The organism is Vibrio ponticus (assembly GCF_009938225.1).
Lineage (GTDB): Bacteria > Pseudomonadota > Gammaproteobacteria > Enterobacterales > Vibrionaceae > Vibrio > Vibrio ponticus.
The window spans coordinates 907,994-920,599 of sequence record NZ_AP019658.1 but is presented as its reverse complement, the minus strand read 5'-3'; the positions used below and the strand labels follow the sequence as shown (position 1 = coordinate 920,599).

Annotated in this window: 12 protein-coding genes; 5 read left to right on the top strand and 7 right to left on the bottom strand. The window is 41.6% G+C overall.

All coding sequences use genetic code 11. The features are described from left to right. Nucleotides 1-2 precede the first annotated feature (2 nt). Nucleotides 3-1,766 carry a methyl-accepting chemotaxis protein gene (locus GZN30_RS18425; protein WP_075651717.1) on the bottom strand — a complete coding sequence of 588 codons (1,764 nt, stop codon included), beginning with the start codon at nt 1,764-1,766 and terminating at the stop codon, nt 3-5. Nucleotides 1,767-1,904: 138 nt separating this feature from the next. Here GZN30_RS18425 and GZN30_RS18420 point away from each other — a divergent pair, with 138 nt between their 5' ends. Continuing rightward, a complete protein-coding gene (locus GZN30_RS18420; RefSeq protein ID WP_075651715.1) occupies nt 1,905-2,504 on the top strand; it encodes a beta-phosphoglucomutase family hydrolase in 600 nt (199 codons plus the stop codon). Between the two features lie 41 nt (nt 2,505-2,545). Here GZN30_RS18420 and GZN30_RS18415 read toward each other — a convergent pair whose 3' ends face one another. Both GZN30_RS18415 and GZN30_RS18410 read right to left on the bottom strand, forming a co-directional pair. Continuing rightward, on the bottom strand, nt 2,546-3,847 hold the full coding sequence (locus GZN30_RS18415; protein ID WP_075651713.1) for an inosine/guanosine kinase: 1,302 nt from the start codon (nt 3,845-3,847) through the stop codon (nt 2,546-2,548). 228 nt (nt 3,848-4,075) lie between these two features. Continuing rightward, the gene (locus GZN30_RS18410; protein WP_075651711.1) at nt 4,076-4,543 is read right to left on the bottom strand and encodes a CreA family protein; all 468 of its coding nucleotides are present in this window, start codon (nt 4,541-4,543) and stop codon (nt 4,076-4,078) included. A 303-nt stretch (nt 4,544-4,846) separates the two neighbouring features. Between GZN30_RS18410 and GZN30_RS18405 the strand changes: the two genes are divergently transcribed. Together GZN30_RS18405 and GZN30_RS18400 are read left to right on the top strand one after the other, a co-directional pair. Continuing rightward, entirely contained in the window at nt 4,847-5,371 is a 525-nt protein-coding gene (locus tag GZN30_RS18405; protein ID WP_408646845.1) for a flavodoxin, read from the top strand. Between the two features lie 324 nt (nt 5,372-5,695). Beyond that, entirely contained in the window at nt 5,696-6,337 is a 642-nt protein-coding gene (locus tag GZN30_RS18400) for an HAD-IA family hydrolase (protein WP_075651709.1), read from the top strand. Nucleotides 6,338-6,359: 22 nt separating this feature from the next. Here GZN30_RS18400 and GZN30_RS18395 read toward each other — a convergent pair whose 3' ends face one another. After that, complete coding sequence (locus GZN30_RS18395) at nt 6,360-6,566, bottom strand: hypothetical protein (protein ID WP_161987070.1); 207 nt, start codon at nt 6,564-6,566, stop codon at nt 6,360-6,362. A 290-nt stretch (nt 6,567-6,856) separates the two neighbouring features. Here GZN30_RS18395 and cutA point away from each other — a divergent pair, with 290 nt between their 5' ends. Next, nucleotides 6,857-7,177, top strand: coding sequence for a divalent-cation tolerance protein CutA (gene cutA / locus GZN30_RS18390; RefSeq protein ID WP_075651707.1), 321 nt, complete (start codon nt 6,857-6,859; stop codon nt 7,175-7,177). On the opposite strand, the gene GZN30_RS18385 is transcribed toward cutA, so the two are convergent. Beyond that, nucleotides 7,141-7,758, bottom strand: coding sequence for a DUF2238 domain-containing protein (locus GZN30_RS18385; RefSeq protein WP_075651705.1), 618 nt, complete (start codon nt 7,756-7,758; stop codon nt 7,141-7,143). The genes cutA and GZN30_RS18385 overlap by 37 nt on opposite strands. A gap of 228 nt (nt 7,759-7,986) precedes the next feature. On the opposite strand from GZN30_RS18385, the gene GZN30_RS18380 reads away from it, so the two are divergent. After that, nucleotides 7,987-8,607 carry a DNA-J related domain-containing protein gene (locus GZN30_RS18380; RefSeq protein ID WP_075651703.1) on the top strand — a complete coding sequence of 207 codons (621 nt, stop codon included), beginning with the start codon at nt 7,987-7,989 and terminating at the stop codon, nt 8,605-8,607. Between the two features lie 130 nt (nt 8,608-8,737). Here GZN30_RS18380 and GZN30_RS18375 read toward each other — a convergent pair whose 3' ends face one another. Both GZN30_RS18375 and GZN30_RS18370 read right to left on the bottom strand, forming a co-directional pair. Further along, nucleotides 8,738-10,393: an ABC-ATPase domain-containing protein gene (locus GZN30_RS18375; RefSeq protein ID WP_075651701.1), complete on the bottom strand. Its 1,656-nt coding sequence runs from the start codon at nt 10,391-10,393 to the stop codon at nt 8,738-8,740. 75 nt (nt 10,394-10,468) lie between these two features. Continuing rightward, nucleotides 10,469-12,382 carry a sensor domain-containing phosphodiesterase gene (locus GZN30_RS18370; protein WP_075651699.1) on the bottom strand — a complete coding sequence of 638 codons (1,914 nt, stop codon included), beginning with the start codon at nt 12,380-12,382 and terminating at the stop codon, nt 10,469-10,471. Nucleotides 12,383-12,606: the final 224 nt, after the last annotated feature.

The window sequence follows — 12,606 nt, the reverse complement described above, 5'->3', positions numbered from 1 at the left end:
AGTTACGCTGACGTCTTGTATTGAGCGACTTCTTTATCCATATCGGATGCTTGCAGAGCAACTTTGTCAACTTCTACTAAGCAGTGCTTCGCGGAGTTGGTGTTATTGTCTGAAATGGTGTTCAACTCAGTAATTGAATCGCTCACCTGCGACATAACAACGCCTTGCTCCTCTATCGCAGAAGCGATGCGTTCCGAGTTTGCTTGAATTGCATTCATGTCAGAGAGGATTTGGCTTAAGCTTTGATCGAGCTGATCGGAGCCATCAAGCGTAAGTTTGCCTTGTTGATTACATTGATCGATATCGGTGATAACCGTGCCCATTTGGCTTTGGATAGCATCCACCACATTAGTGATTTCAGTCGTCGACTGATGGGTGCGACTTGCTAGCGCGCGTACCTCATCCGCTACGACAGCAAAGCCTCGCCCTTGTTCACCAGCGCGAGCCGCTTCAATCGCTGCATTGAGAGCAAGCAGGTTAGTTTGCTCAGCAATCTCTTGGATAATGTTGACGGCATCGCCAATCTTATCGACATGGTGGTTAAGAGAACTAATAGATGTCTGGCTGCCAGAAAGACGAGCCGAAAGCTGGGTAATGTTCTCGACAGTATCTACCACGACATCACGTCCACTTTGTGCATTAATACTCGCTTGCTGAACGCCTTCTGCTGCCACAGAGGTGCTTTCAGAAATTTCGCGAATGGTCGCCACCATTTCCTGAACGGAAGTCGCCATGGTTGTGGTGTGGTCAGCTTGGACTTGGAACTGTTGGATTACAGATTCGAGCTCGTTGTGCATGTTAGAGGTACTGTCATATAACTCGTGAGATTTACCTTTAGTATTGGAAAGTAGACCTTCCAACTTATCTAACAATTGATCAAAGTACTGACTTAGTGAATCCAGTTCGTCATTACCTTTGAGTCGAGCACGCAGCGAAATATCATTGTTGTCTGAAATGTCTCTGATAACAGCCAGTAGAGATTCGATTTTAGTGATAATTGAGCGCGCAATTTGCGCAATAAAAAGAATAATAATGATCGAAACTGAAATGCTCAGAACATTCTTAAACATATTGAGCTGTGCAATTTTTTTATCAGTTTGTTTGGTCAGCGCGGTTGAAAAGGTTTTGAATTGTTCTTCGACAGAGTGCGATGCAGCACGTGTATCACCAAGTAGACCATCTTTATAGTTCAAACCTATGGTGAGTTTTTGATCGAAAACGTCTTGCGCTGCATCCATGATTTCATTGCCACTGTAGGCGAGTAACTCAGGTCGAAATTCACCATTTTTAAGCTGAATATCAAATTCAATTAAATTGGCAGCGTCTTGGCTATTGAGTTTATTTTTCTCTAAGATTAGAGCTTGGTTATAGACCCCTAATAAACCTTCGTTTGGACCTAAGCCAAGTGTTTTAAATGCATCGACGACTTGTTTAAATGATTTTTGATAAGCCAGGATATCTTGCTCAAGAGTACCGCTGTTGGTGAGTTCTTGATCGACCAATACAGTAGACAGCGCTTTTTCTTTTGTGAGGAATTGGTCAATATTATCTGTAAATCTATCCAGATACTTAAGGTCTTCACGCAGAAGAAAGTCCTTCTCATTTCTGCGTAGGTTTAAGAGGCGTATCTCCAAATCTTTAACAAGTTGATTGGCTTTGTTAAGTTGTTCAGTGGTGTTTGCGAAGTGAACTGTTGTGCCTAAAAGCGATCCGATACCTACTACTGCCACTGCGCCGAGTAGATATAATTTTGTTTTTATTTTCATATGTGACTTCCGAACTTTTGGTGACCGAAAAACTGATGCTGTTATTATTTTTATTTGAATAGATGTTCATTATGTAACATTAATGAAACAAACTAAACCCTATGCAATCTATAGAATAATGAGATTAAGTGAATATTTATGTTGGTAAATTACGATCAATACCTAGGTTTTATTTTTGATATGGACGGCACTTTACTGGATACCATGCCGACACATTTGCAAGCGTGGCGAAGAACGGCGCAAGAGTTTAACTTCCCGTATTCGGATGAGTGGATACATAGTATGGGCGGAATGCCAAGCTATAAGATTATTGGGGAGATAAATCGCCGTTATAACTTATCTATCGATCCGCAAGGTGCATCAAGATACAAAATGGCGCAATTTAGTCAATTAGCGCACGATGTCGCGATTATTGATTGCACATTCGAAGTGTTGAGACGCTTCTATTCAAAGAAAAAAATGGCGATTGGGACAGGCAGTCAAAGAGATAGTGCAACAAACTTGCTTAGCGAAAGTGGCTTGATTGATAAAATCGATGCCCTAGTGACAGCTAATGATGTTAACAACCATAAACCGCACCCAGATACTTTTTTGCTGGCTGCAACCAAGTTGAATATTGAGCCCAATAAGTGTTTAGTTTTTGAAGATACAGAATTAGGTAAGCAAGCGGCACATGCGGCAGGTATGGATTGTATATTAGTAGTCGGTAATGAATTAGTATTCTATCCAGCTGAATAAAGCAATAGAGCCGCTATTGCGGCTCTATTTGTATCAATCGATTAACGATCCCAGTAAGCTTCTTCTAAGCTGTCTTCTCGCTCAGGTAAAGAACTTGATAGGCGAGGAGAGTGCTGAGTTAATACTTCATAGCTAACACGGTTCGCGTACTTACAAATCTGTGATAGAGAAGAGTAGGTTAAGTATGGGCGATCATGCTTAGTTGAACCCGGCACAGTGACCACATGGAAACTGTTAGCTGCGATATCGTGCAGTAATGCCGATAGCGCTGCATCACCAGCACCGTTGGTGTTCTTGATCTCAATTGGACCACCGAGGTAAGGACCAATGTGAGAGTACACTTTATGTGGCGTGTCACAATCTACTTTACGCATTGGGCGGCTGAATTCGTAGCGGTTGAACTCAGAAATCACGCCGTGCTGTAGCATATGGTCACTTTCACGAAGTGTTTCTGCATCGCTATAGCCCGCCATGTACAGACCGTTTGGTCCAGCGGTACACAGAACTAAATCAACCCATTCTAGCGCGCGGTCTGCTGCTTGTAGTGGATCACTAATGCCTGTTAGTGCTTCGCCTTCTTCTTCATTCATTGCAACAATGGTGATGTTCTCTTTTAGATACTCTTGCCACCATTCTGCGTTGCCTTCAATCACCCATTTCGTACCAAGCGTTAGAACCACAGGTACGTTTTTAGCTTTAGCGATCTCAATCGCGCGAGCAACAGCTTTTGGCATCGGGTCTTCTGGCTTACCACGCATTAGGTAAGAAGACACCACAAGTGCAGATGCTTTATCAAACACGCTTTCAGGAATACTTTCCGGATTCAATTGGTTCATATGACCTTCGTTGATCGCGAACGTGCGCTCGCCATCTTCGGTGATCAGTGTATAACAACGACCAATAGGACCTTCTACCATTTGAAGATGGTTAAGATTCATGCGCGCAGATGTACGACATAAATAGCGGTATGCGAAAGAGCCGACTTCAATATTGCGCGACATTACGCCCAGCAATACAGATTTACTATCAGCAAGTACCGAATAGTTATGAAGCGTATTACCGATAGTATCGCCAGGGTATTGGTGAGTAATCAGTCCACGTTCAACCAGTTCGACGTAGAGCGCATCAGCTTTGCTCTCTTCTAAAACCAGTGAGTGACCTTTACTTAGTTCATATTTAGCGAGAAATTCATCATCAACGCGAGCTTCAATGTCTACGATGGTTTGACCCACACCAACAACAATTGGGCGATACAGCTTAGAAGGCTGTTTTGCTTTAGCCAATGGATCACGAGCGTGAGTTGGAAAATAGTGCTTAGATTTGCGCTGACCTGGAAATTTCATCTTTTAAAGGGGGCTAAAAAATTTTCTGCATCATATCACATTGATGATAGATTCCTTTCATCAAAATTTCATAAATTTGTGTTCAATTAAGTCGTTTGAACTAATTTTGAGCAGGTACGATGGCTCAAATTTCAATTGATGGTTCAGAAATGACGAGTGTAGGGATTATGAGAGTAGGAGAGTTACTAATTGCATATGCATCTAGTAACTCCCAAGATTGACTTGTCGTTATTCGTTCGAGGCTGGCACGACATAAGCTTTGGTGCCCCAAAGAGGCACGGTGGACAGGCTGTGTTTGAAACTACCGTCTGTTTCTTTAGTCGTGTATGAAAGATAAAGCAGTGTTTGGCTGTCCGCATCGTAGATACGGCGAACTTTCATGGTTTTAAAGAAAATACTCTTAGATTGTTTAAATACCACTTCGCCTGACTTACTCTTATCAATTTTCGCGATCATATCTGGGGTAATATCACCGGTTTGACGGCATGAAATCGAGCTGTCACTTGGATCAGACAAGCTTAAATCCGCTTCGATTGAGGCGATATGACACGTAACACCTGTTACCACTTCATCCTGTAGATGACCAATTTTAATATCTTTTAAAGTGAACATCCCTAAACTCACATCACCTACTTCGTTGTCAGAACAACCAGCGAGTAGCGCAGTGAAGAGTAGAGCAACTAACGTTTTTTTCATTTATGGTTACCTAGAGAGTTGGTTTAGACAAATTATAACATAAACAGCAGCTTTGAGAGTTTTAGCGATGAGATTCAACCCAGAAAGTGGCACTCAGCCTAAGCGCAGGGAAGACGTGGCTGAGATTTAATCGTGTTGGGCATGGTGATTAGACACTAGCGAAAATGCAGCAAGCGTAATCAAAGCAGAGATTTGATTGTATTTTATGAGCAATCGGTATTATCTCTCTGAGCAATCGGCATATAACGCTTGTGTTAAGAGCAAAGCGTGATTAAGCTTCATGCAGTATTATTAGATGGCAATATGTATATGTCTCCTCAAGTTCCGCAAATCGCATCTGTGAAGAATCAGTGGCTGTACCAACAAGTTGATGTCGAATTTCCGACCCAAGAAAGTTTGAAAGGCAAAGACGTTTACCAGCAATGGGTGAGCCAAAGAGACTATGTAAATTTGAACCAGTACCTCGCTGAACATTCGACGTCTGCCAGTTTTGATGCACAAGATATCTATTTAGTTGACTTTCATCGCTTAACGGTGATGTTTGCACTACAACAAGCGCAGCGTTGGCAAGAGAAGCAAGATCAAGAATTGATCATTGAATTCTTAACTCAAATTATCTATTCAGAACCGTGTCAACTCTTCATCGGTTTCCAAAATGGCGAACCGGTCGCTACAGCTATAGTTACGCTTCACGAAGAGCAATTCTTAATATCAGATCTATACACTCAAGAGCATGATATGCAGGTGGCGTTTATTAACGGTCTATTAAATAAGACTGAGCTGTCACTAACGTCAGTGAATGAGCAAAATCGATATTTAGAGCTTTAATTAACACAACAAGCCATTAACAACCCCCTTGCGTTAGAGCGTGGTGACTAAGTTAAAAAGCCACGTTCAGCCACATATACTTTACTGCCCGCTTCATTTCATTCTGTGTTTACATACCACCTCAGCTATTTTATAAACGTGATAAATGTTTTTTATTTAAACAAAACAAGTCATTCAGTGAGTAATAATTAGCTAAAGGTGACACGTCGCAATATTTGAAAAATTTGTCATATCAAAAGGCAAAATTTGTTAACTGCAACCTTTCTCAATCACAAATTGCCCTTAATATTTAGAGACGAAAAATAAAAACAAGATGTTGAGTTTATGAGTAAAGCCCGCTGTGTAATTTTCGATTGTGAAGGAACCTTGGTTGATAGTGAAGTATTATGCTGCCGAGCCTTATCTTCAGTATTTGAAACGTTTGGCGCAGAATTGACAGTGCAGCAAGCGATGGAGCACTTTGTTGGGGGGAAATTGGCTGACATTTTAAGTGAAACACGAGACCGACTGGGCTTGAAAATTTCATTGGATGTATTGGAGCCTCTTTATCGCATCACACTGAGAAACTTATATGAGTCAGAGTTGAAAGCCATGCCTGGCGCACAATCCTTGTTGGAGTATCTAGGAAGTAATCAAATCGAGTTTTGTGTGGTTTCAAACGGTCCAAGAGACAAAATTCAGCACGCGCTTGAATTGACGGGGTTGGCTGACTATTTCTGTGGCAAGGTCTTTTCTGCGTTTGATACCAACAGCTGGAAACCTGAGCCAGACTCGATCCTTTATAGTGCAATGAGTATGGGGTATCGCCCAGAAGAGTGTATCTATATTGATGACTCACCTAAGGGCTTAGAAGCGGGTGTTAGAGCTGGGATTATGACAATTCAACTGGAAGGTGTAAATAAAGCTACCTATCCGGGGATAAGTAAAAAGATTCAAAACTTAAGTGAATTAGAAGAAATCATTTAAAGACCCTTTCGGGTCTTTATACTTAGTTAGCAAGAACGGATGGCGTTCTGGAAATCATACTATCAACATTGGCTTGATAGGTGACAGTGGGTACAATCAAGTGCACTGACTCAAAAAATGACCCACATTGGGCGCATAACATTGAACCAGCACTTGAGATTAAAAACTCATCGCTGTTACACAGAGGGCAGCACTCTACGTCTTCTACTGACGTTCGTTGGTCTTTCATAATATCTCCTGAAGCAAGCAACTGAGATCATATTTAGTGATCTGTAGGAAATTAATTGTTGTTATAATTATTTGTACGTTTTCTGTTCAAATTTAGTCTAGTTCAAGCTTTGTATTTACATATGCTTTTTTTATGCTTTTCGTTAAACAATGAGAGTCAACTCATGAATTACGAAATATTGGTTAATGTTAGCACTATTTGGTTATTGTTAAGTCATGTGTGTGTGATTTTAATAAGAATTAAGTCAGTAATTGAATTAAAGTCTCAAAATATTTCTAATGGGGTGAAAAATGGAAAGCGAATTTTGTGTTGTTCTAACGACGACCAATTCAGATGACAATAAGAAGTTAATCATTGAGAGCTTACTTGGACGGCAGCTTGCTGCTTGTGTTCAAACCATGCCGATTGAGAGTCACTATATATGGGAAGGTAAGGTTTGTAGTGACAATGAGTTTTTGCTGATTATTAAATCTACACAGAGTTGTTATCAGCAAGTGGAAAAATGTATTGTGGAACTGCATAACTATGAAGTTCCACAAGTAGTTAAGCTACCATTTGTTGACGGCTTTAACCCTTATTTATCATGGCTTAAAGAAAATACGCGTCTTTGAATAACCAACAAGGTTAAAGCACTGATGGCACCGAGAGTGTCCATTAGCATATCTTTTTGAGCGTCCCAGATATCGCCTTGTGATCCTAAGAAGGCGATTCCTTCATCACCACCAGCAAGTTCGGCATACCACCATTCAATGATTTCATAACCCGCAGCGAGCGACATAATCGAAAACAAGCCAAACATAAGTGCCAATACTGGCTTAACGGCATGTTTTCTAATTAGATATTCTGCAATAGGGTATGCGTAAAAACCGATCGAGTAATGCGCAACACGGTCAAAGTGGTTACGATCATCAGAGCCGATCAGTGAGTTAAACCAATCAAAAGGAACTTCAGCGAAGGTGTACTTGGAACCTATTGTATGGAGCACCATCCAAACGAACATCAAAAAGTAGGCGGTCTTTGAGAATTGAAAGCTGATAGACAGCCACCAGATTATACCTAATGCACCGACGACAGGAATGATCTCAGCAATCCAAACCGCACGAGAAACAGGGTCTATTGCAGAAAACACAAAGACTAACGAATAGGCAAGAGTAAGTAGTGTGAGAACTTTCAGATTTGAATTGCTTTTCATATACGTTCCGTATGTTTATTTCCTAATCAACATCAGCATAGTAAACCATAATAAAACGGTGTTCAATTATATTTTGAACACTGTTTTATTGGGGTGTCATCGTTTTATCATTGCCAAATGAGGGGTTAGTTCAAAACTTAATCGCCGATTTGGTGGTTTAGTTGAAGATCAAAAAACAATCTTAGTAAGCTACACTAGAAATAATATTCTTAACATAAACCGGAAGTTATGCAGCAAAACTCTTGCCTAACCACTGCTCAAGATTTGGAAAATCCACTTTTATGGCCCATTTTAGAAGTCTTGCGTAAGCAGCCTTCTGGTTGGAAAGTTCACATATTGGCGAGCGAGCTTATTGAGCACGGCTTAATACCAATACTTGATAGTAAACCGGAAAAAGATCTGTTCAAAAGAAACTTTCTGATTATGAACGCTCTCTATCAATTGCAAGAAACTCTCTATCCTGAGCAATTTTTACAAGTCGAGGCGATGAATATTGCGCTGTTAAGTAGTCGAGGTATGCAACAGGGACGTAGCATTGAAGAGCATGACCCTCTAAGAGAGTACTATACAGACTGGGCTAATTATGAAGCAGAGCAGGGGGAAATCAGACGATTGCTCGATGAATTCTGGAGTCGCTACCGTGATTATGTCGGCAGTCATCATACAAAGTTTGGCAATGTCTCTAGAGATAAAGCACTAAGAGTGTTTGATTTACATTACGACGCGACGGATTCGGAAATTAGAAAGCGTTGGCGTAAACTCGCGTTGAAATGGCATCCAGATAGACAAAATGGTGATAGCGAACAATTTCGGCTGGTATGTGAAGCTTGGCATGTGCTCAGGGCTTAATGGAGAATGGAGAGCTGAGAAAAGAAATTTAGAGAACAGAGAGTTGAGATTCAAAGAACTTAGAATTGAGAACTGAGAATAGAGAGTTTAGGAAAGTGAAAATAGAAAAAAGCGCCCGAAGGCGCTTTTTTTAGTGACTAGCTTTGAATTGTGATTTTCTCATGCGGTTTAATGCAGCCATCACGTCAAGTACTCGAGGCTTAGCAAGGTCGCCTTGGTTTGGCATTGTGCAATACCAGTTGTCGCCAAGCATTTGCTCGATTTCTTTGGCTGGGTTTTTCGACCAACCTGGCAATTGTGCTAGTTGGAACCAAAGCCAACCAATCGCATTGACTTCTGATGCTGATTCAAGTTGCTCAAGTGCTGATAGATCAGCGAATTCCTTACCAAAACGAAGCGAGTCAGTGCCTTTCGCTGATACGCGGAATTTACCTTCAGTTAAGATGCTTTGAAGTGCAGCACGATTCAAACTACGCGGACGGAAAGTTGCTAGCGCCGATTCACTTTCATTTTCACGTTGCGTTGGGTGCTGGGCAATCACTTGTTGCGCTTTTTCAGTGACGTCAACCGCTTGATAGTCATGCATCTGAATCACAGTATTTGCAACATCGAGATAATCGCCGGAACCGCCCATTACGATGATAGTTGAAATATCCAGCTCATCACGCAATTGACCAATACGATCAACAAGTGGGGTAATAGGTTCATCCCCTTTACTTACAAGCGCCTGCATGCGTTCATCACGAATCATAAAGTTGGTTGCTGATGTGTCTTCATCAATCAATAGGCTCTGTACACCACTCTCAATTGATTCTTGTAACCACGCCGCTTGAGATGTTGAGCCTGATGCATCTTGAGTCGAAAAATCTGCTGTATCTTTGCCCATTGGTAAATGGTTGATGTAATTTGAAAGATTCAAATTATGAACGCATCGACCATCTTCCGCGCGAATTTTCATGCTCGCTTGATTGCTAACAATACGTTCACGGCCATCTCCAGGGATGTGATCGTAAATAGAGCGTTCAATTGCGGTTAGTAGCGTTGACTTACCGTGGAAACCGCCACCGACAATAAGAGTAATACCCTTTGGAATACCCATGCCGCGTACTTCACCATAGTTTGGCGTATTAAGCGTTACCGCGAGCGAGTCCGGTGCCATAAATGTTACCGCTTCTTTCATCGGTAAATCACTGTTGCCAGCGAGACGCGGAAGAACAGACCCATCACCAATAAATGCCACCAAGTTGTGCGCATCAAGTTGTTCGCGAAGGGCATGTTGGTCTTCAATTACTTGGCAATGTGCGATCAACGCTTCTTTATCGAGTTCACGCTCAATCGTTGCACGGCGAATAAATTTTGGCAGATGGAAAGTCAAAATATTGATTGCTTTCTTGCCTAACGCTGAGCGCCCTTCTGCTGGAAGGTGAGCACGGAAACGCAGTTCAATGCCTTCCTCGGTAAACAGCACGGAAGTTGAATCAAGAACAGTCTGACCAGACAGTGCAATGTCAATGTGAGCTTCCTGTTTGGCAAATTCAGCAAATTTACGCGCGATATAGTCACGAGCGGCAATTTGATAAGCTGGAGATTGCTGTTTAAGCCAATCAAGACCAGTTAACGACCAAGGACGAATTGCACGCAATCTTGAAGCTGAAGCATAAGGGTCTGCTTGTACATAATCGATAAACAGGTTGAAATCAGTAAAATCATAACTGCCCTTGATTTGTTGGTAAGCGCGGTAGTTCTGTTTTTCGATTTTTTTCAGAGTTGCGATCAATTGATCCATAGTGAACTCACATTTTTTGGAGATGAAATAAGGCGGCGATTATAGAAATGACACGCCTTCGAGTAAAGTATTAAGCTACTGAAAGCTTTGATTTAGTGTTTCTGGATAGTGTTTGTTAAGCAAACACACTTCAAACTCGTCGCATGGCATAGGTCGACCATAAAAGAACCCTTGACCATATTCACAACCTTCTTCAATGATAAACGCTTCGTGCTCTGGTGTTTCAATGCCTTCAACAGTAATGGTTAGTTCCAGTTTTTTGGCGATTTTTATGATCGACTGAACGATGGTTTTATCGTTGTCATTACTATCAAGTTGCTTAATAAAACTTTTGTCCACTTTGATTGCATCAAAAGGGTATTTCTTAAGGTAATCAAAGGATGAGTAACCAGTACCAAAATCATCAAGTGACAATGTCACGCCTAGTTGGTGCAGTGCGACAAGCGTGGACTGCGCAACTTGTTCGTCGGCGATGAGTGTACTTTCGGTTACCTCTAATTCTAAGTAGTCAGCAGGTAGCTGGTAGGCGGTAAGCAGATCTTCAATTTGTTCGGCGAAGTGTTGATCTTTGAGCTGTACAGCGGAAATATTAACTGCGATCTTAAAATCTCTAATTTTGTTTGACCATTCAGACGCTTTCGCTATCGCTGAACGTAACACGAAATTACCCACTTCAAAAATTAACCCGTTTTTCTCAGCAATTTTGATTAAAGACTCATTAGAAATATCACCCAATATTGGATGGCGCCATCTCAAAAGTGCCTCAGCACCAATCCAGCGTTGCGTTTTAGGTGAAACTTTAGGTTGGAAGTAGAGTAGCAAATCTTCGCTTCTCACCGCTTGCAATAAATAACTTTCTAAGTGGTTGAGATTTTTCTGCGCCAATGAGATCGCTTCAGAATAGTGAATGACTTTATGACCTGAATCTTTACATGAGCGCATCGCTTCGCAGGCATTTTGTAGCAGTACCGCACCGGAAGAGGCATCGTTGGTGGTACTGACACCGACATAACTGTGTAAATGCAGTGATTCACCCTCAATGTCAAACTCTGAGTGACTGACATCAATCAGGTGCTGACAGAATTGTTCAATATCTTCATCGAGTTTGCTGGTTTCAATTAAGAACACCAGCTCTGTTGACGTTGGTCGAGCGGTTTGCAAATGGTAGCGAGATAAGTAACCAAGCTTTTCGCGCAACTGAACTAAGATACTTTCCCAAATGGCAAACCCATACTTACTCTGAATTAATTTGCCATTACTAAAGCCGATATGGACGGCGGCAACTGAAAATTGCGGATGTTCAATTGATATGTCGACGGCGCGCACCGCCTCATATTCGAGTGAATTTCGATTGAGAAATCCGGTGCCTAAATCGTGCCTTTGATGATAAAGGACTTTTTTCTCCGCTTCTCTGCGTTTGTCGATTTCTTGGTTAAGAGAAAAGTTTAAATCCACTAAGTCTTGAGTTCGGGTGTTTACGCGTGATTGCAATTCAGCGTTGAGTTGCTTGAGTTGTTCGTTTTGATAGAGAGTAGCCAGTTGTGCTTCGAGTGAGTCCTTATAGCTTTCAAGGAGCTGAGTTGCAGTTTCTGAGAGTTGTCTCGGTTTATTGTCGAGGACGCAAATTGTGCCAAAGGGTTCCCCATTTGGCCAATTAATGGGAAAACCACAGTAAGAAATCATGCCTAGCTTAATATCTGGGTTCTGGTTCCAGTTGTCGTCGTTAAGCGCATTCTCAACCACTAATTGGCATTGGTTTTCGATCACGTATTCACAGTAGAGACCGTTACCCAAACATTCGCTATCACCTAATTGGTAAGGATGGATTGCGTTGTCATTACGTGAAAATACTTCGATAGAGTTGCTGTGGATACGCATCACAAGCGCAGAAGGTACCGGGATCAGTTGTGCAATCAGATTTACGATTTTTTGCCAACTATCGCTCATGGCTTGTGGGATAACTAAATCGCGGGTATTTACTTTTGACATTAAACGTAATCCTTTGAGGCTCAACGAGAAGAGCGCTCCTTGCTCCTTTAATAATAGTAGTCTGAATTTATCCCGTCGTTTTTCACTCGCACGGTTTAAACAGTGTTATTGCTTATATGTACACCTCTACCTAATGGTTTCTTGGTAAGATGCTGTGGGACAGATAATTCAAGACTCTAACAAAAACAGCCTTCTAGTAGACCAGAAGGCTGTTCGATATTACA